Origin of the sequence: Paenibacillus sp. cl141a (genome assembly GCF_900109305.1) — a bacterium.
Lineage (GTDB): Bacteria > Bacillota > Bacilli > Paenibacillales > Paenibacillaceae > Paenibacillus_AQ > Paenibacillus_AQ lautus_A.
Map to the genome: position 1 here is coordinate 78,820 of NZ_FNZO01000011.1, position 18,717 is coordinate 97,536.

Sequence of the window (18,717 nt, forward strand, 5' to 3'; positions counted from 1 at the left end):
AGGATGGCGGGCTAACGGGTATAAAACCTATCAGTACGTACTATACGAGGCGATCGAAATCCGCTCATGAGGAATTAGGATGAAAGGAGGTATGCAACCATGGATTCTGTGCTGTATTTGGGCTTGGCCGCTATATATGCCGTGCTGTTTCTGTATGGGTGCGTGCTGATGAGGCGGGATGCGTCACCGGGGCTTCGGTACTTGCTGCTGATCGTAACGGCCGGATTGGTCTGGGATACTGGCGTGATCGGCATCGGAAAATACATGGGGGAAGGAGATCTGCTGGAGGGGCTTAACGTTGCGCGTTTCTGGGTGCATGCGTTGGCCACGCCGCTGCTTGTGCTCGTGTCGTTCGACCTGATGCGCAAGGCCGGAAGTCCTTGGGCCAGCAGGCCGGCCGCCGCATGGGGGGCCTGGCTTTTCACCGCAGCGCTGATCGTGCTCGAGATGGTGACGGAGACCTTGCCGCTCAAGCTCCAGCCATCCATGGAGTACGGAGCGCTGCGTTACGTTTCGTTCGACTCCGGGGGGCCGCCGCTCATGGTAATCCTGATTTTGATTCCGCTGCTGACGGCAGGCATTATCGTATGGCGGAGAAAAAAGACGCCGCTGCTGTTCATCGGCACGGTGCTGATGGCTGCTGGGAGCGCCATTCCGATCCCGATCCCGATCGAAAGCTCGGCTGCCACGAACGTATTCGAGCTGCTGCTCCTCTTGTCCCTGTGGCTTACGGTACGCAAGCTGGCCTCCGCCCGTACGTTGTCTTTTCGCTAGTACCTGCTGCTACCGCGCCCGCCATCCAGATGTGCGCGGTTTTTTGGCGTGTCCCGTCTTCTTTCGCTTGTTTAGTTTCCGCACCCATTTTCGATTAGCATCTGGATGTACCTAAAGCGTCATGATGTGCGTAAGCCGATTGGCATAGCGCCACATTCAGCAAACCTTCAGCTTAGCCTAAGCCTGGCATAACCTTCCCCTAAGATTGCTTTCAGATTCCGTCTCTATACTTCAAATAGCAAGACAAACCATGATCCTAGAAGGAGAGATGACGATGAATCCGATAAGCAAAAAAGTATTAGTAAGCAGTATGGCGGCAGCGATCGTGCTGGGGGGAGCGGGGTATCTTCAGAACAAAACCTTTGCCGCAGCGAGCACGGATACGGTTGCCTCGGCAGCTCAGGGCGGTCAGACGGGAACGGACACATCGGCTTCGGATGCAGCGAAGAACCGGGAAGGGAAGTGGATGGGGCATAAGGCGGGCGGACCTCGGAGCGGCAGCATCGTGAAGGAAACGGCCGAAATCCTTGGGCTGACGGAGGCTGAAATCCGGACGGCGCTTGAAGCGGGCAACACGTTTGCCGAAATTGCCGAAGGCAAGGGAATGGTCAAATCCGCGTTTCTTCAGAAGCTGATGGAGCTGGAAACCGCCAAGATCGATGAGCGTCTGAGCGAGGGCGGCATTACGAAAGCTGAAGCAGCCGAGTGGAAAGAAGGTCTGAGCGATCGTCTTACCCAAATCGTAGAGAGCAGCGACGCCGGTTTGGGGAAAGGTCATGGCAAAGGAGGACGAGGGTTCGGCAAATTCGGCAATCCGGAGGAAATCGCGGCATTGCTCGGAGTGTCGGAGGACGAGCTGAAGGCCGGAATGGAAGAAGGACAATCGTTGGCTGAGATCGCGGCGGCGAAGGGAGTGACGGAGGATCAACTGATTCAGAAGCTGAAAGATCAAATGACTGAGCCCTTGAAGCAATGGGTGAACGAGAAGCATGCGGACGCTGATAAGTCGGCTGCGGCTGCGGGAGAAACGGATGAGGATACGGAATAACGATTGAATCGAGATTGGATTGCTGAAGAGACTGGATGGTATTCTATTAAGAATACATTCAGTTTCTTATTTTATATATAAGAAATTCATCATTATTTTCTCACAAAGTGTTGACCTTAACGTTACGTAAAGGTGTACATTGAGTTTGTCAGGAGGTGAAACCATGGAATACACGGTGCAGAAGCTTGGGAAGTTGGCGGGAATAAGCACGCGAACCCTCCGTTATTATGACGAGATCGGGATTCTGAAGCCGGCCAGAATCAACTCGTCGGGGTATCGGATTTACGGGCAGGAGGAGGTTGACCGATTGCAGCAGATCTTGTTTTACCGGGAGCTTGGGCTGCAATTGGACGGGATCAAAGAGATTATGACCTCACCATCCTTCAATCGGACCAAGGCGCTCCAGGAACACCATGCGCAGCTCCTAGACAAGAGAAGGCAACTGGATTTGCTGATTACCAATGTGGAGAACACGATAGCCTCCGCCGAAGGGAGAAAAACGATGAGTGACCAAGAGAAATTCGAAGGATTCAAGCAAAAGCTGATCGATGATAATGAGAAGAAATACGGTAAGGAAATTCGCGAGAAGTATGGCGACGAAACTGTAAATCAATCCAATGCCAAGCTGAAAAATATGACGCAAGCGCAGCATGATGAAGTAACGCGTCTTGCGGAGGAGCTGTACGAAACGCTGGCCGAAGCGTTTAAGCAGGGCGATCCTGCCGGCGAGCTCGCCCAGAAGGCGGCCGATCTTCACAAGCGTTGGCTCACCTATTATTGGAATGATTACAGCAAAGAAGCCCATGCCGGCCTTGCCCAGATGTATGTTGACGATGAGCGGTTTACCGCCCATTATGACGAGAAGCAGCCTGGAACCGCCAAGTTCCTCCGCGATGCGATTCTGATTTACACGGGCACGAATCCTGCATCATTGTAAGCAAGCTGAGGCAAGCAGCCTTATCATACCGACAAGACCCTTTCCCTCCGCTAAACCCGCGGATGAGAGGGTCTTTTTTATTAGGGATCCCTTGAAGGACCTGGATCTGTTCACCCTGCCCCCCTCTTCCACAATTAACCTCTTGTCTCCACGGGGGGAGTAATGGTTAGATGTAGCATGGGCTATTTTTCACAAACCTACACCATGGGTGATGACATATATATAGTGAGGGTAGAGAATGGATCAAATTGTACAGCAGGTCGTTACGATCTTTAACGATTTTCTATGGTCTAAACTGCTTATCGTATTGCTGATAGCGTTTGGCCTGTATTTTACAGTGGGGACTAGGTTCATGCAGTTTCGCCTGATCGGCGAGATGTTTCGGGTCATCCGCGAACCCAAGAGCAAAACGAAGGGGAGCATTTCCCCGTTTCAGGCGTTTGCCATCAGCATGGCGGCCCGCGTCGGGACCGGGAACATTACCGGCGTTGCCCTGGCTATCTCGCTTGGGGGGCCGGGGGCCGTATTTTGGATGTGGATCATTGCGATCATCGGATCGGCCTCCAGCTTTATTGAGAGCACATTGGCGCAGATTTATAAGGTAAAGGATGGAGCGGACGGATTCCGCGGAGGTCCCGCCTATTACATGCAGCAAGGTTTAAAAAAGCGGTGGATGGGCGTGCTGTTTGCGATCCTGATCACCTTGTCCTTTGGTCTTGTGTTTAACGCGGTTCAATCCAACACGATTACGATTGCTTTCCAGAATTCCTTGGGCACGGATCGTTTAACCCTCGGAATCATCATGGCGGTTGTGTTTGCGGCCATCATCTTTGGGGGAGTGAAGCGAATTGCCAAAATGTCGGAGTTGATCGTCGTGATTCTGGCTGTGCTGTATGTCGGTGCCGCGTTGTTTATCGTATTGGCGAACATCACCAAGCTGCCGGAGGTTTTTGCGCTAATCGTCAAAAGCGCGTTCGGGTATGAGCAGGTGGTCGGCGGATCGATCGGTGCTGCCCTCATGAACGGGATCAAAAGAGGCTTGTTCTCCAACGAAGCCGGCATGGGGAGCGCACCGAACGCAGCGGCGACCGCAACGACTAGCCATCCGGCGAAGCAGGGACTGGTTCAGGCGCTGGGCGTCCTGATCGATACGCTGGTCATATGTACAAGCACGGCATTCATTATTCTGTTTACCGGCGCATACCAGCAGACCGGACTTGATGGAATCGCCCTGACGCAGGCTGCCCTGGCCATGGAGATGGGCGCGTGGGCATCCGACTTCCTGGCGGTCATGATTTTCCTGTTTGCGTTCAGTACCTTGATAGGTAACTATTACTACGGGGAAACCAACATCGAATTTTTGAAGTCGAATCGGGTTTGGGTATGGATCTATCGGGTTTCCGTGCTGGCCATGGTCATCTTCGGCTCCGTAACCAGCGTGAAGCTGGTGTGGGATTTGGCCGACCTCTTCATGGGCTTGATGGTAATCGTGAATCTCATCGCCATCGCGCTGCTATCCCGAACGGCCTTTGCCGCGCTGAATGACTACTTGAAGCAGAAGCGGGCAGGCCTCGATCCGGTCTTCACTAAAGACAGCATCAAGGGGCTTCAGGATGTGGAGTGCTGGGATGGACATAACAGCCCAACCACGAAAGCGCCATAATCGAATAACGAGGACGGAATCGCTACGGTAGCTGTTGTTCTAGCTGCTGTAGCGATTTTTTATGTTACCGTAACCTTTGCGAAATCAAACCGTTGTCTAAGTGAGAAGGGGGAGAAGATACGAATGCTGCATGTTAATCGGATGACCTGGCGGACAAGGGCAACGCTGCTCTTAAATGCTTTATTAGCTGCGTTGGCCGTGTTTCTTACTTATGTCATGTATTATATAGCCGTCCAAATTTATTATGAAAAAAATGGCCTGAACGATAAATTTATAAGGTCTGTCATGACGACGGTTGAATTGCATGAGAGTGGACTTATGGTAGATAAACGCGGCTTGTCTTCGGTAGAAGTGACGCCCTTCCTCACCCAGAAGAAAACGCTGAAAGTGTATAAGGATGTGGGGGAATGGCAGTTGATTGTCGGAGAGCTTCACGCGAAGAAGAGGTTATGGGGAGAACTGACCTATTCCGTTGAAGAACAGGGGCCTTACCTGAACCGCGAAGAAAGGGACCCTTATGTTCTGCATTCTGCGCTTCTGGATGGTGGGAAGATTACTGACTCCTCTCATCCGAATGGTGCAATGAACCAGTTAGAGAAACTGGAAGACGGCAACGTAGCTGAAATATTCTTCTCGCTTCGTACGTTGAAGTCACCGGAGCAGGTTTTGGAGCTCCTGTCGGATTATGATGTTAGAGCGACTAATATGGCTGTTTATGCGGGTGAACTGAGGGAAATCAAACTGGGTACTTATAGCTCTAGCGGCGCTGGTCACACGATCCCCCATCTTACATTGAGGCCCAGGATTATGTTTGACGATAACCATTTCCTTTCTGCATGGCATACTTTTTTCTCATTGGAGGCAGGAGTATCGGACGATGTGCAGCAGCTGATCGCCGACGTTGAATGGATGACCAACAATATCAAATATAACGGCGTGGATGATGACAAACAACGGCTGGCCTACTTGAAGAAAAATGGAGTTCAAGTTTATGGGGCTACCGTCACGGGACCTGTGCGGGAGCTGGAGAAGCTGAAGGCGGAGTCGGAATTCTGGGGATTTCGTTTGGGCCGCATCCGAGGTATGGAATTGGAGTTAAGCCAGCTTGGCTGCCAACCTTTGCATTTGTCCCCGAATTTCTTCCATGCTTTGAACCATTCCGAGAAAATTGGGGGCAACAGCGATGGGAGGAACGATTCGTACAAGGAGCGTCTCATAACCGAAAAAGAGGTTCCCGTCAGATCTAAGATCTTTTGGGGCCCCCTTTTTGGTTAAGAATACGTAATACTAGACCATGCCGCTAAGCAGCTTTCATCAATTACGCTAAATATTTATTCCGCAAAATATTCATATGATGAAGCTCATGGCCTGCAATGACATAGGCGGCCGCCCGGGCGGAGAGCGGGTAATTATTGAACGTGCCCTGACGCAGCAGCGCTTCCTCCGTCAAGCTTCCAACCAGCGTAATGGTAGACTGCCTGACGGCAGCATAATCCTTAAGGGCTTCCCGTAGCGGAAGCTGGCCGAACGGAGAATTCTGCACAAAAATCTCCCGGTCGTAACCCGAGAATTCACGGGCATCCCCGCGCGCAATGTAGAGAATGCGGTAGCTCCATAAACGCTCTACATCGGCGATATGGCCGACCACCTGCTTGAGACTCCATTTTCCTTCCGCATAGCGGAAATTAGCTTGTTCTTCCGTCAGATCGCTCAGCGATCGTAACGTCTCGTCATGCTGCCGCTGCAAGATCTCGGCAATATAGCCTTCAGGGACAAGCGACACGTATTTTTCGCCGAGGGGCAAATATTCGTTAGCATTAGGCCTTGTGTTCAACATAATAAGTTCCTCCATATCCATGATTAAGAGCTCATGTTAAAATTATGCCGCCAGGTCCACAATGAATGTATGTATGAACGGTCAGGTTGCTTGGGCCCAGATCAGATGGATGATGCCGTTCCAATAGCGTTCCGTCTTGACGATGTTCAGTTCCGAGGCATTCACGATATCGATCATGTCCCGGTTATAATGACACCCGGATATCCGCCGTGCCGCAGGGTTGACGAGATGCTGCACGGCGCCGAGCAGCCGGTTCGTGCTCATGCCGTGCTCCAGCAAATAAATGCGGCCGCCAGGTTTGGCCCAGCGGTTGATGTTGTTCAGAGCCTTTACCGGATCTTCATAGCCGCATAGCGACAAGGTGGAAACCACGGAGTCGTAAGAACGTTCCGGCAGCTCCAGGGTCTCGATGTCCCGTTCCAGGAAAGTGGCCCGAATGCCAAGCTCGGATGCCATTTGGCGCGCCCGGGTTAACATCTCGGGACTGAAATCGACGGCCGTTACGTCCACCTTATCAGGATGATAGAAGGGGAAGTTGGCGCCGGCGCCGACAGCTACTTCGAGCACTTTGCCCTCCACTCCATAGAGCAGCCGCTGTCTCCATTCTCCGAGTCTGCGCTGCCTGGTGTTCCTCTCATATATAGGAGCTTGTTTATTGAACTTTCGAATGAGGGCATTCTTATTCACGCGGAATTCTCCGGGCAACCCCTGTCTTGACCGCTGCTTTCACGACAAGCTCACGAATGGCCTTTACGACGTTCTGGTTGAACACGCTTGGAATGATATACGACGGGTTGCGTTCCTCGTCCGATACGGCGGATGCAATGGCTTCGGCTGCGGCCAGCTTCATTTCCTCATTAATCGTGGTTGCTCTACAGTCCAGGGCTGCCCGGAAAATACCCGGGAAGCAGAGGACGTTATTGATCTGGTTCGGGTAATCCGAACGTCCGGTCGCAATAACGCCCACAATATCTTCGACCTCTTCGGGTCTGATCTCCGGCGTAGGGTTGGCCATTGCGAATACGATCGGTTGATCAGCCATGGCTTGTACGTCTTCGCGGCGAAGCAGGCCGCCTGCGGAAAGGCCGATGAACACGTCGGCACCTTGGATCACTTGGCGCAGGGAACCTTCGACTTTGTTCGGGTTCGTATGCTCAGCGTACCATTGCCACATACTATTACTGTATTCTTTTCCAGCAACCAGCGCACCTTCGCGGTCGACGCCAATAATGTCCTTAACGCCGGCTGACAGAAGGATTTTACTGCATGCCACCCCGGCGGCCCCGATTCCGCACACAACGACCCGAACGTTATCGATGGATTTTCCGACGATTTTCAGGGCATTGATCAGCGCCGCGTACAGAACGACCGCCGTACCGTGCTGATCATCGTGGAATACGGGGATGTCCAGCTCGTCGCGCAGTCTCTGTTCAATCTCGAAGCAGCGCGGAGAGGAAATGTCCTCCAGGTTAATGCCGCCAAATGCCGGCGCCATCGCTTTGATGCAGGCTATAATCTCTTCCGTGTCCTGGGTGTCAAGGCAAATCGGGAAGGAGTCTACGCCGGCCAGCTGTTTGAAGAGCATCGACTTCCCTTCCATGACCGGCATGGCCGCATAAGGGCCGATATTGCCCAAACCGAGCACGGCGCTTCCGTCCGAAATAACGGCCACCGTATTTCTTTTAATCGTGAGCGTGTAGGCTTTTTTCGGATCCTCCTGAATGGCCGAGCATACGCGGGCGACATCAGGCGTATAGACGCGAGATAGGTCATCGCGGTTTTGGATGGGGATTTTGGGCTGGGTTTCGATCTTGCCGCCGAGATGCAGCAGGAAGGTGCGGTCCGAAACATTGACGAGCCGAACGCCTTTTAAATGTTTTACTGTATTTGTAATTTTTTCGATATCGACGCTATCGGTGACCGTAATGGTAATATCGCGTACGGTAATGTGGCCGCTGGCTTGAATGACGTCGATGGCAACCATGTCTCCCCCGGCTTCAAATATGGCGGATGCAACTTCACCGAATTTGATCTCTTGCGTATTCATTTCTAGTCTGAGGATAATGCTCTTTCCTCCGAGTCCGTTGTTTTCCATTGTTACCTCCAAATGTTTGATCGATTTCGTCATTCTCAGTGTATGTAGTTATGCAAAATGTTAACGTTATCATAGTTCGCTGAGCAGTGGTCAATTTCCTGTTTCACCGTAAAGAAACCGTGATATATATAAGAAGAATTTATTGGAAAAGGGTATTCCAAGGAAGTATAATCGAAAGCATCTTATTGCGAAGGAGAGAGCTGCCATGAATGCCAGAATCGAAGAGCTTGAAAAACGTTTGACCACCCAGCATCATAAGGATCTGTTCCTTCAGATGAAACATACGCTGCAGGCCGTCGACGATTTGGCCGAACAGCACCGGGTTTACCAGGCCGTTCAGGCACTTAGTGGCACACGCATCGTTGGAGCGGAGGAGAACGTGTATTTTGACACGTTGAATCAGGTCAAGGAACAGATTATTCATACCCTGGAGCTTACGATCGAGGATTTGGAGCACAAAGGGGATAAACATTACAAGAAGCATTTTAGGGACGGCGTGGAATAGAGCTGCTGCCGGTCTGAACGGATCGAAATGCATGGATGAAAGCATGATTCCCTCAGGGGAGGCATGCTTTTTTTTTGCGATTTTTTTCTGCAAGTTCCGTGTGATTTCATAACATTTCAGGTTACATATTTATCCAATTTCATTGAAATGTGTAACAAATCGTTGATTAGTGTTATGGGATACGGCTTCCAGATGCTTTAAAATAATGATAGTACTGGTAAAGCTTGGACAATGATTGTGGAAGATTTCCAAGTTCAGTCAAGTTATCAGTAAGTTAAGCGGGCAACTACTGTATCAAAGAAGGGGAGGTGGCCTGAACAGCCGGAGGTGGTGTAAACGCTTTATTATTATCTTTTATATTAAAGGAGGATTAATTGTATGACTTTAAGTTTGCCGAACAAAGCTTGGCTCAAGAATTTGATCATTGCTGGTTCCATGATGTTGTTGATGACCTTGTTCATGGTATTATTTGCGGATAAAGCTTCTGCCCACGGATATGTCGATTCTCCAGGAAGCCGCGCCATTCTGTGTAAGCAGGGGCAAAACACCGATTGCGGCGCCATCGTGTATGAGCCGCAAAGCTTGGAAGCTCCTAAAGGCTGGCCGAACGCAGGTCCCGCTGATGGCAAAATCGCGAGTGCAGGCGGCGCGTTCCCTAAACTCGATGAGCAGTCCGCAACTCGCTGGAGCAAAGTAAGCATTTCCCCGGGAACCACGACGTTCCAATGGCATTTGACGGCCAACCACGCAACGGCAAGCTGGAAATACTACATTACGAAAGACGGCTGGAATCAAAATGCTCCGCTGAGCAGAGCTTCGTTCGATCTGACGCCTTTCTGCTCCATTAACTACGGCGGCGTAAAACCTCCGACAAACTATGCATCCACATGTAACGTTCCTGCCAAGTCCGGTTACCATGTCATTCTGGCGGTATGGGAAGTAGCTGACACGGCTAACGCTTTCTATAACGTCATCGATGTAGACTTCGGCGGTGGCGGAACTCCGAACCCAGGCGTTCCTGCACCGACAGGACTTACTTCCCCATCCCAAACAAGCAGCAGCGTATCCTTGGCATGGACAGCTTCCACCGGGGCTTCCAGTTATGAAATCTACCGCAACGGATCCCTTGTGGGTACATCGACTTCAACCTCTTATACCAACACGGGGTTAACCGCAGGAACGTCCTATACGTACACTGTGGTAGCCGTCAGCAGCTCAGGCAGTAAATCATCGGCATCGGCTCCGCTTACGGTTTCAACATCCGGAAGTTCCACGACCTATCCGGCATGGAGCGCAACAGCCGTTTATTTAGGCGGCAGCAAAGTCAGCCACAATGGCGTGAACTATGAAGCAAAATGGTGGACTCAAGGCGAAACACCTGGATCTGCCGAAGTTTGGAAGGTTATCCCTTAAATCGATCGTTTGACCGGATCCGGCGTCTAATGACTGCCGGATTTTTCTTAGGCTTTAGCCAGTTGAGTGCGTGAACCGCGCGAAACAAAGAACCACCCGCTATGCGGATAGAGGGAATGAGAGAGTGGGTGGTGGTATATTTCCTTTTTTTTACTTCTTATTAATAAGTATAGAGGAGATAGCTTCTAATAAGCTAGAGAGATAGCCTCCGTCGGCTGCGCATTGACCCTGATGGCTTGGAATTACCTTTAGAAATATTGTGGGTTCACGGACTGTCGATGTTCTTCATTCGATGATTTCATGACTTTCGTCAACAATAACGGACCCTAGTTCCGTTATTCAAAATCATAACCCGATTTTTACAATGTACCGGACCCCAGATCCGCTATTATGAGAAATACGAGGGCATTTACCGATTAAAACAGCAAATAAGGTCCGCTGTGTCCGCTAAAGTTACTAAAAGGGTTGTTTTCAATGAAATAAGGTCTTCTGAGTCCGTTAGGAAGTCCTTATACCAAAGAACAAGTACATCGTGGTCACTGCTCCCTGTGGGCACGGTGCGTGGTCCCGGGCATGCTTGGATTGGCTGTCGACCGTTGAGTTTTTGGACATATTGGATGACATGGCGATTGTATTGATGGACGTTCCGTGAATTTCTGCTTATTGCTCCTTGGCTAAGCGGGGGGATCGCGAAAAAAGCGAGTATGGATGGTACACATAGCAGTGGAATATAAATAAGCAAGCTGCTGGCGAGCAGCAGCTTGAAAAAGGCACCCCCCGGGGTGCCTTTTGTGCTTTCTGCAAGAAGTATGTTCAGGCAAAGCCAAGGTACGCAAAGGTACGAAGGTATGCAAAGGTGCCAGGTCCGCAAAGGTATGCAAAGTTTGCTAGTCTCAAACCCTGTAAACGGTGATGCCCCGTTCCTGAAAAGGCTTGACATCCGAGTCGGAAGCCTCGCTGCCGGTAACGAGTGTATGAATGGCGCTGTTGGGAGCGACCGTATGCAGGGACAGCTTGCCGATCTTGCTGTGGTCGGTGACTACGACAATTTCGCCGGCGGCCTGGATCATGTTCTGCTTGGCCGGGACGAGCAGCGCCTCCGGGTGCATGAGGCCATGCTGGGGATGCAGGGCAGGGGTGCCGATGAACGCTTTCTCCACATGCAGGGATTTCAGCACATGGTCGGTAAACATGCCGTTTAGCATATAGCTCGAGGGGTACAGCTCCCCGCCGGTCAGGATGACTTTGATGCCCGGAGCATCGCGAAGTTCGACGGCAACGTTCATATCGTTGGTTATGACGGTAATGTCCGAGCGGTGAACAAGATGCGTAGCAATATGAAGGGTGGTTGTCCCCGAATCGATGATGATATTTTCCCCGTCTTCCACGAGTGAAGCCGCGAGCTGGCCGATGCGTATTTTTTCGTCCCGATGAAAGTTGGTCCGTTCATTAAAGGATGGCTCGTTATGCGTCCATTGCTCCATGATGACTCCGCCATGCGTGCGCTTCAAAGCGCCTTCCTGCTCAATCTCCGCCAGATCGCGGCGAATGGTGGCCGTGTGGACGCCGAATTCGGATGCCAGGGCGGCAACCGTTGCCGTACGGTACTGCCTTACGTAATCAATGATCCTTTTCTTTCGTTCGTGTGCCAGCAATCGATAATTTCTCCCTTCCTAATTGGACAATGAGCAGCAGAGTGCGTTTGTACATACAATGCGCACTTTTGCTTTTTTATGCTTATGGGCTCCATATCTATCTAGTGTACTCCCGTTATGTTAATGCCATGTTAAATCCCTTGCTGCGAAGCGAATTTACACAATCCGTACGAAGGCCTAACACTCTCCTAATATTGCAGATCTACAATCGAATTAAATAAAAATGAACAAAAATGATCATTACATGTGCATTTGATGCGTACTTATTATCAGGTGCATGTAAGGGATTTCATGTTATGGAAACGTTCATTTTTTTGCTTGTCATGACAGCAACAACATCATTACACATTGGTGAGGGGGATCGCTCTTGGCATCCATTGAATTTGTGAAAGTGAGCAAGTCGTTTGATCGTCAAACCGTCATAGAGGACTTGGATCTTACCATCGAGGACGGAAAATTCACCGTGCTGGTCGGCCCGTCAGGGTGCGGGAAAACAACGCTCCTAAGGATGATCGCGGGCATAGACCCTCAAACCTCCGGTTCCGTTCTGATCGACGGCAAGGATGTCACGCGCATTGCACCGGGGAAGCGCGGCGTGGCCATGGTGTTTCAGAACTACGCCATTTACCCGACGATGTCGGTCCGCGAGAATATCGAATTCGGCCTCGTGAACAATAAGGTTCCCAAAGCCGAGCGCAAGCGCCTGGTGGAAACCATAGGGGCAACCGTGGGCCTGAACGATTATTTAGACCGCAAGCCCTCCACCTTGTCCGGCGGACAACGGCAGCGGGTGGCTTTAGCCCGGGCCATGGTTAAGGATCCGTCCGTCTTCCTGATGGATGAACCGTTGTCCAATCTGGACGCCAAGCTGAGGGTTCAGATGCGGATCGAGCTGATCGAGCTGCACAAGAAGCTCGGGACGACCTTTGTTTACGTGACCCATGACCAAATCGAGGCCATGTCGATGGCGGATACCATCGTGCTGATGAACAAAGGGGTCATTCAGCAGGAGGCGCCGCCCGAGGTAGTGTACCGCAAGCCCAGCAATCTGTTTGCGGCCCAGTTTATCGGGGTTCCTCCCATGAACATTGCGCCGCTGGGAGACGATCGCGCGACGTTCGGGTTCCGTCCGGAAAGCGTTGTGATCGGCACGGAGCCGGAATCGTTTCACTACACGGCCAAGGGCGAGGTCATCACGCGGGAAATGCTGGGCTCCGAGACGATTTATCAGGTGAAGACGACCGATGGTCATGCATTCATGGTGAAATGTCCGGATGACAGATACCACGTCGATCAGCAAGTCTGTCTCGGCGTGCCGGCCGACCAATTGTTTTTCTTCGGTCCGGATGAGAACCGGGTGGACGAGAAGGACAACCGCCACAGGGAATTCATGGAGCGGCTGAGAGGGCTGGCCTATGGATAAGAGGAGGATCTGGGAAGGGATCAGGCCCTATGTGCTGATCGCGCCAGCCATGGCGGGTATCCTGCTGTTCGTGATGTATCCGGTAGGTTATTTGATTTACTTAAGCTTGTTCAAATACAACCTGATGAACAAAGACAAGAGCAAATTTGTCGGATTGGACAATTTCACGCAGATTCTGGGGCGCGGGGATTTCTACAAAGCACTCTGGAACACCTCCGTCTATACGGCCGGGGTCGTCATTTTGACCATGCTGCTGTCCCTGCTGATCGCCGTATGGCTGAACAAGAAAGGCCGTTTCAATTCGGTCGTCCAGGCCGGGATTTTCACGCCGCACGTTGTATCCATCGTATCGATCTCGCTGGTCTGGCTGTGGCTGATGGAGCCGAATCAAGGACTGCTCAATTATCTGCTCAAGCTGGTTGGACTCCCGCCGTCGGCATGGCTTCAAAGCTCCAAGACCGCGTTGATATCGGTCATTATCGTGTCGGTCTGGCAGGCCATTGGCTATTACACCCTGATTATCGTGGCAGCCTTGCAGAGCATATCGCCGAGCATTTATGAAGCGGCCGCGCTGGATAATGCAAGCAAGTTCAAAGTGTTTTACAAAATCACACTGCCGATGATTTCGCCGCAGCTGTTTTTTATTCTCATCATCATGACGATCGGCTCCTTCAAGGTATTCGATACCGTTCAGGTGATGACAGGCGGAGGACCGAACAATGCAACGACGACGCTTGTGTATTACATATATGGATTCCGAACGACCAATATCGGTTATTCGGCCGCGACAGGCGTTGTGCTCATGGCCATTATCGGATTGCTCACGTTCATCTATTTCCGGCTGTTATCCAAGAAGGTCCACTATCAATAAGGCGATAAGGCTTAGGCCACGAAGAAAGGAGGCACGGTTTGAAGACCTTTGACTTAAAAATCGTATGGACGGCGCTGGGCTATTTGCTGAAGGCTGCAGTGCTCATGATCTTCATCTTTCCGTTTCTGTGGATGATCTCCACATCGCTCCAGACATTCCGGGAGACGATGACGTTTCCGCCGACGTGGATTCCGGCTTCGCCGCAGTGGGGGAATTTCGCGGAAGCGATGAATGCGGGGCCATTCCTGACCTATTTCAGGAACTCGGTTGTTGTCACCGGCTCCATCATCGTACTGCAGTTCCTGATCATGATTCCGGCCGCGTATGCTTTTGCCAAGTATAAATTCCGGGGAAAAACGCTGCTGTTCGGCATGATCCTCCTGGCCTTCATGATCCCGGGACAGGTTACGTTCATTCCGGTTTATCTGATGATGGCGGATTGGGGATTGGTCAAAACCTTGCTCCCGCAGATCATTCCGTTCGTGTCGAATGCCTTCGGCATCTTCCTGCTGCGGCAATACTTCATGCAGATTCCGGAGGAAATCATCGAAGCGGCCCGCCTGGATAACGCCAGCGAGTTCAAAATCATCCGGAAGATCATGATTCCCATGTCGAAGCCGGCACTCGCCACCATTGCGCTGTTCAGCTTCGTCAGTCACTGGAACGACTATTTCTGGCCGCTTGTCATGACCGATTCGGCAGCCGTCCGGCCGCTGACCTTGGGGATCGCCATGCTGCGGGAGACCGAGGGCATCAGCAATTGGCATATCATCATGGCCGGCAACGTGATTCTGGTAGTGCCCATCCTGCTTGTATATTTGTTCTGTTCGAAGCACATCGTGAAGGCTTTTGTGTATTCAGGCATTAAATAATTACAGGAAATGACAGGTTTCAGCCATTCATAATCGAATAATTAATGGAGGAATGAATCACATGAAATCCAAGTGGTATACACGCCTATCCGTCATCCTGCTGTTCAGTTTGCTTGCCGCATGCGGTGGAGGAGGTTCGGCTGAGCTCGGCGAAGCGCCGGGAAGCGGGGGAACCGAAGCCCCGTCCGGAGACAAGGGGAAAACCACGGTGCAGTTCTGGCACTCGCTGGGAGGCAAGAACGGGGAATACATGGATGCGCTCATTCAGCGCTTTAATGCATCCCATGAGGATATCGAAGTCGTTGGCACCTTCCAAGGCAGCTACGACGAAACGGTAACCAAGCTGCAGCAGGCGATTGCATCCGGCACCGGCCCGGATGTCAGCATGCTCGAGCGAGCCTACATCCAGATGTTCGCGGATTCGGAGGTCCTTGAGGATCTGACGCCTTTTCTTGAAGGCTCCGGCATCAGCGCAGACGACTTCACTGCCGGTTTAATGGGACACTCCACCTTCAATGATCAATTGGTGTCGCTGCCGCTGAATCGTTCCACCCCGATCCTGCACGTGAACAAAACCTTGCTGGATGAGCTCGGGCTTCAAATCCCGACGACATGGGAGAAAATGAAGGAGGTCGCGAACGCGCTGGTGGTCAAGGAAGGCAGCGAGTATAAGCGATACGGCGTCACGATGCCCTACGACACTTGGTATCCGATTGCCATGATTTCGCAAGCCGGCGGCACGTTCTTCAATGACGACAATACGTCGATCGGCTTTTCGGATAACGGCGCCGGTGCCAAAATGTTCACTTACCTGAAAGACCTGCAAAGCACGGGCGCTTTGTATTATCCGCCCGCTCAGGATTCCGGCAACATCGTAAACAGCATGTTTGTGGAAGGCAAAGTCGGGATGATGTACCAATCCACGGGATCGATCGGTGGATTGTCCAGCGCGGTGGATTTCGATTACGTGACGGCATTCCTGCCTAAGGACGAAGTGTATGCGAACCCGACCGGAGGCGCGAACGTGACGATGCTGTCTTCTTCCAAGAACAAGGAAGCGGCATGGGAGTTCATCCGGTGGATGGAGATGGAAGAGGAAGGCGCTCTTGAATTTATTTTGCAATCCGGTTACCTGCCTTTCACGAAGAAGATGGTGGAGTCGGAGAAGATCCAAGAGCTGTGGGCCAAAGAACCGAACCGCAAAGTCGCCTATGATCAGCTGGAATTCGCTACGGATACCAACAAGGATGTGGCATGGCCTGAGATTATGCATGAGTTCTTCTCCGCCATGGAAGCGATCATGTACGACAGCAAGGATATCCCGGCGACGCTGGATACCTTCAAGAAAGAGACGGAACGGATTCTGGCCCAATAACAACAGGTAAAGGAGTGGCAGGACATATGATCGAACGACTACGGGAGCCATCCTCTATGATGGTGGCTGCACATCGCGGGTATAAATCGGCTTATCCGGAAAATACGCTGCTGGCCTTTCGCAAGGCACTGGAGTTAGGCGTTGACATGCTGGAGTTTGATCTTCGGCTGACAAAGGATAAGGAGATTGTGGTTATCCATGATGCAACGGTTCAGCGTACGACCAATGGTGCCGGCGAGGTAAGGGACTACACGCTTGCGGAGCTGAAGGCTTTGGATGCGGGCAGCTGGTTTGCCCGGGAATTCGAAGGCTTGAAGATCCCGACGCTTGAGGAGCTTTGCGAACTGCTTCGGGAATATCCGGAGGTTCTATGCAACGTGGAGATTAAGCCCAGTCCCGATGCCCAAGAGGCCGCCGACCTGGCGATTGACATACTGAACCGGTATGGGTACCTGCCGCGCTGCGTATTCACCTGCTTCGATGCTCAGGTTCTGACCTATATCCATGAAACGCATGGCCAGAAGACTCAGGGGTTTCCGGGCGAGAAAATGTCCGGCTTTGACTTCGGGGAGGATGGCACCTACGCCAAAATGTGGGGGATCGGCGTGGAGATGTCACTGCTTACGCCCGAACTCGTTGCCCGGTTCCAGGCACAGGGGCTGCTGGTCTGGAGCTATTGCCCGGACGATGAGCAGGGCGTCCGGTATTCGCTGGAATGCGGGGTTACCGGCATGACCTGCAATGATCCGCTGCCGGCGATGACGGTAACCGGAAAGATGGGTACGCGGATATGACCTCCATTTTATCGAATGTCCGGAGTCTAGCCGCAGATTTACCGGCCCATCAGCTTGCGAATCTGGACGAAGTAGAGTTGGTTCAGATCCAGCACGGAGCGTTAGACGAGGTGGCGGGCTACCTTGAGACGAAACGGTGGACCTCGGTGGTCATGGTCGTGGACGGCAATACCTATGACCAAGCGGGCCAGAGGCTTTCGAATCTGCTAGCGAAATCCTCGATCGGGGTCCAGGTCACCCGGCTGCTTCCGGACCGGAAGGGAGATGTCATTGCGGATGAAGTATCCCTGATCCAGGTCATATTGGATATCCAGCATAGCGGGGCGAAGGCGGTGCTGGCGGTAGGCGGAGGGACGATTCACGATATTAGCCGTTACGCCGCCTATACCGCGGGCGTTCCGTTCATCTCCTTGCCTACGGCCGCATCGGTGGATGGATTTAATTCCAAAGGAGCGCCGGTCATTATACGGGGCGAGAAGATAACGATTCCTGCCATCGGACCGAGCGCGATATTCGCGGACGTCGATATTCTCATGGCTGCTCCCTCCCAGTTAACCGCCGCCGGATTCGGGGATATGCTGGGCAAGTACACATCGCTGTTCGACTGGAAGTTCGGGAGTTTGGTGGCCGACGAGCCCTATTTGCAAATTTCGGCGGATATGACCAAATCCGCGCTCAGCCAGTGCGTGAACGCGGTGGAACAGATTGCGAAGCGGAGCGAGGAGGGCGTACGCATCTTGATGGGGGCGCTCGTCGAATCCGGCCTGGCGATGCTGCTGTTCGGTCAATCCCATCCGGCTTCGGGTTCGGAGCATCACCTGTCCCATTATTGGGAGATGGAGTTTATCCGTCTAGGGAGGAAACAGCTGCTGCACGGTGCCAAGGTAGGCGCCGCTTGCGTGGAAATCTCGAAGCTGTATCATCGTATCGGAGAGCAGGGGATTGAGCTGAACGGAGGCTCCTCCCCGGGTGCGGAAGATATAAAACGGCGATTGGCGCTGCAGTGGAACGACATTCGGTCGCATATTACGCATCTCCCGGAGCCGGAAGTGCTGGGCGATCTGATGCGCATGGTAGGCGGACCGGCCGGGGTGTGGGAGCTTCCGATCGGCGATGAGTTGCTGGAACGGAGCCTGGCTGAAGCCCATAAGGTTCGATACAGCCGCTACACGCTGCTCCATGCTTACAACGAACAAAGATCTTTATTTGTCCATTAGGGCAGGTTAAGGGTCGACGAATGAAATAAGGCTGTCCCTCAAGCAGATCCTTCTGCTTCAATGGGGCAGCCTTTTTGGCTTTTATGCAGCTGTGTTTTTATTCCGCCTGGCCTTCCGAAAGGCGGCCAGCCGCCCCCAAGACTGAGGGTGGTGCAGCCGATGCTGATTCCAACAAGGTCTAAAGATATATGCGTTTTCTTCATTTAATTAGGGATTTAGAACCATTATTCATCTATTT

17 protein-coding genes are annotated in these 18,717 nt (G+C 52.1%); 13 read left to right on the forward strand and 4 right to left on the reverse strand.

The genetic code is table 11. The features are described from left to right. The first annotated feature begins 99 nt into the window (after nucleotides 1-99). The 5 genes from BMX45_RS24430 to BMX45_RS24450 all read left to right on the forward strand — a co-directional run bounded on the left by BMX45_RS24430 (nucleotide 100) and on the right by BMX45_RS24450 (nucleotide 5,697). The gene (locus tag BMX45_RS24430; protein WP_090912635.1) at nucleotides 100-774 is read left to right on the forward strand and encodes a hypothetical protein; all 675 of its coding nucleotides are present in this window, start codon (nucleotides 100-102) and stop codon (nucleotides 772-774) included. Nucleotides 775-1,048: 274 nt separating this feature from the next. Beyond that, nucleotides 1,049-1,822 (forward strand): hypothetical protein, encoded by a 774-nt coding sequence (locus BMX45_RS24435; protein WP_090912637.1) that lies wholly within the window; start codon nucleotides 1,049-1,051, stop codon nucleotides 1,820-1,822. A gap of 163 nt (nucleotides 1,823-1,985) precedes the next feature. Further along, nucleotides 1,986-2,759, forward strand: a complete 774-nt coding sequence (locus BMX45_RS24440; protein WP_090912639.1) for a MerR family transcriptional regulator — start codon at nucleotides 1,986-1,988, stop codon at nucleotides 2,757-2,759. Between the two features lie 238 nt (nucleotides 2,760-2,997). Further along, the gene (locus tag BMX45_RS24445; RefSeq protein ID WP_090912641.1) at nucleotides 2,998-4,422 is read left to right on the forward strand and encodes an alanine/glycine:cation symporter family protein; all 1,425 of its coding nucleotides are present in this window, start codon (nucleotides 2,998-3,000) and stop codon (nucleotides 4,420-4,422) included. Between the two features lie 123 nt (nucleotides 4,423-4,545). Continuing rightward, nucleotides 4,546-5,697, forward strand: a complete 1,152-nt coding sequence (locus BMX45_RS24450) for an anti sigma factor C-terminal domain-containing protein (RefSeq protein ID WP_254778243.1) — start codon at nucleotides 4,546-4,548, stop codon at nucleotides 5,695-5,697. 43 nt (nucleotides 5,698-5,740) lie between these two features. Here BMX45_RS24450 and BMX45_RS24455 read toward each other — a convergent pair whose 3' ends face one another. The 3 genes from BMX45_RS24455 to BMX45_RS24465 form a co-directional block, all read right to left on the reverse strand. Next, a complete protein-coding gene (locus BMX45_RS24455; protein ID WP_175495197.1) occupies nucleotides 5,741-6,259 on the reverse strand; it encodes a DinB family protein in 519 nt (172 codons plus the stop codon). Nucleotides 6,260-6,340: 81 nt separating this feature from the next. Continuing rightward, nucleotides 6,341-6,946 (reverse strand): class I SAM-dependent methyltransferase, encoded by a 606-nt coding sequence (locus BMX45_RS24460; protein ID WP_090912642.1) that lies wholly within the window; start codon nucleotides 6,944-6,946, stop codon nucleotides 6,341-6,343. Beyond that, nucleotides 6,939-8,354: an NAD-dependent malic enzyme gene (locus tag BMX45_RS24465; RefSeq protein ID WP_090912644.1), complete on the reverse strand. Its 1,416-nt coding sequence runs from the start codon at nucleotides 8,352-8,354 to the stop codon at nucleotides 6,939-6,941. Before BMX45_RS24465 ends, BMX45_RS24460 begins: the two co-directional genes overlap by 8 nt. Before the next feature lie 205 nt (nucleotides 8,355-8,559). Between BMX45_RS24465 and BMX45_RS24470 the strand changes: the two genes are divergently transcribed. Next, nucleotides 8,560-8,859: a hypothetical protein gene (locus BMX45_RS24470; protein ID WP_012818954.1), complete on the forward strand. Its 300-nt coding sequence runs from the start codon at nucleotides 8,560-8,562 to the stop codon at nucleotides 8,857-8,859. Nucleotides 8,860-9,237: 378 nt separating this feature from the next. Beyond that, nucleotides 9,238-10,272 (forward strand): lytic polysaccharide monooxygenase, encoded by a 1,035-nt coding sequence (locus tag BMX45_RS24475; protein WP_090912646.1) that lies wholly within the window; start codon nucleotides 9,238-9,240, stop codon nucleotides 10,270-10,272. 893 nt (nucleotides 10,273-11,165) lie between these two features. Here the strand turns inward: BMX45_RS24475 and BMX45_RS24480 are convergent. After that, nucleotides 11,166-11,927 (reverse strand): DeoR/GlpR family DNA-binding transcription regulator, encoded by a 762-nt coding sequence (locus BMX45_RS24480; protein WP_090912648.1) that lies wholly within the window; start codon nucleotides 11,925-11,927, stop codon nucleotides 11,166-11,168. A 367-nt stretch (nucleotides 11,928-12,294) separates the two neighbouring features. On the opposite strand from BMX45_RS24480, the gene BMX45_RS24485 reads away from it, so the two are divergent. The 6 genes from BMX45_RS24485 (at nucleotide 12,295) to BMX45_RS24510 (ending at nucleotide 18,479) form a co-directional block, all read left to right on the forward strand. After that, complete coding sequence (locus BMX45_RS24485; protein ID WP_090912650.1) at nucleotides 12,295-13,350, forward strand: ABC transporter ATP-binding protein; 1,056 nt, start codon at nucleotides 12,295-12,297, stop codon at nucleotides 13,348-13,350. Beyond that, nucleotides 13,343-14,221: a carbohydrate ABC transporter permease gene (locus BMX45_RS24490; RefSeq protein ID WP_090912652.1), complete on the forward strand. Its 879-nt coding sequence runs from the start codon at nucleotides 13,343-13,345 to the stop codon at nucleotides 14,219-14,221. Before BMX45_RS24485 ends, BMX45_RS24490 begins: the two co-directional genes overlap by 8 nt. Nucleotides 14,222-14,259: 38 nt before the next feature. Next, on the forward strand, nucleotides 14,260-15,093 hold the full coding sequence (locus BMX45_RS24495; protein ID WP_090912654.1) for a carbohydrate ABC transporter permease: 834 nt from the start codon (nucleotides 14,260-14,262) through the stop codon (nucleotides 15,091-15,093). Nucleotides 15,094-15,154: 61 nt separating this feature from the next. Further along, nucleotides 15,155-16,468 carry an ABC transporter substrate-binding protein gene (locus tag BMX45_RS24500; RefSeq protein ID WP_090912656.1) on the forward strand — a complete coding sequence of 438 codons (1,314 nt, stop codon included), beginning with the start codon at nucleotides 15,155-15,157 and terminating at the stop codon, nucleotides 16,466-16,468. 26 nt (nucleotides 16,469-16,494) lie between these two features. Beyond that, a complete protein-coding gene (locus tag BMX45_RS24505; RefSeq protein ID WP_090912658.1) occupies nucleotides 16,495-17,262 on the forward strand; it encodes a glycerophosphodiester phosphodiesterase family protein in 768 nt (255 codons plus the stop codon). Beyond that, nucleotides 17,259-18,479, forward strand: coding sequence for a sn-glycerol-1-phosphate dehydrogenase (locus BMX45_RS24510; RefSeq protein WP_090912660.1), 1,221 nt, complete (start codon nucleotides 17,259-17,261; stop codon nucleotides 18,477-18,479). Before BMX45_RS24505 ends, BMX45_RS24510 begins: the two co-directional genes overlap by 4 nt. The last annotated feature ends 238 nt before the right edge of the window (nucleotides 18,480-18,717 follow it).

Excerpts from the sequence above, each read along its gene's own strand:
- BMX45_RS24475 (WP_090912646.1), top strand. The coding sequence starts at position 9,238 with ATGACTTTAAGTTTGCCGAACAAAGCTTGGCTCAAGAATTTGATCATT.
- BMX45_RS24500 (WP_090912656.1), top strand. The coding sequence starts at position 15,155 with ATGAAATCCAAGTGGTATACACGCCTATCCGTCATCCTGCTGTTCAGT.
- BMX45_RS24490 (WP_090912652.1), top strand. The coding sequence starts at position 13,343 with ATGGATAAGAGGAGGATCTGGGAAGGGATCAGGCCCTATGTGCTGATC.
- BMX45_RS24445 (WP_090912641.1), top strand. The coding sequence starts at position 2,998 with ATGGATCAAATTGTACAGCAGGTCGTTACGATCTTTAACGATTTTCTA.
- BMX45_RS24435 (WP_090912637.1), top strand. The coding sequence starts at position 1,049 with ATGAATCCGATAAGCAAAAAAGTATTAGTAAGCAGTATGGCGGCAGCG.
- BMX45_RS24510 (WP_090912660.1), top strand. The coding sequence starts at position 17,259 with ATGACCTCCATTTTATCGAATGTCCGGAGTCTAGCCGCAGATTTACCG.
- BMX45_RS24430 (WP_090912635.1), top strand. The coding sequence starts at position 100 with ATGGATTCTGTGCTGTATTTGGGCTTGGCCGCTATATATGCCGTGCTG.
- BMX45_RS24455 (WP_175495197.1), bottom strand. The coding sequence starts at position 6,259 with ATGTTGAACACAAGGCCTAATGCTAACGAATATTTGCCCCTCGGCGAA.
- BMX45_RS24450 (WP_254778243.1), top strand. The coding sequence starts at position 4,546 with ATGCTGCATGTTAATCGGATGACCTGGCGGACAAGGGCAACGCTGCTC.
- BMX45_RS24440 (WP_090912639.1), top strand. The coding sequence starts at position 1,986 with ATGGAATACACGGTGCAGAAGCTTGGGAAGTTGGCGGGAATAAGCACG.
- BMX45_RS24505 (WP_090912658.1), top strand. The coding sequence starts at position 16,495 with ATGATCGAACGACTACGGGAGCCATCCTCTATGATGGTGGCTGCACAT.
- BMX45_RS24465 (WP_090912644.1), bottom strand. The coding sequence starts at position 8,354 with ATGGAAAACAACGGACTCGGAGGAAAGAGCATTATCCTCAGACTAGAA.
- BMX45_RS24470 (WP_012818954.1), top strand. The coding sequence starts at position 8,560 with ATGAATGCCAGAATCGAAGAGCTTGAAAAACGTTTGACCACCCAGCAT.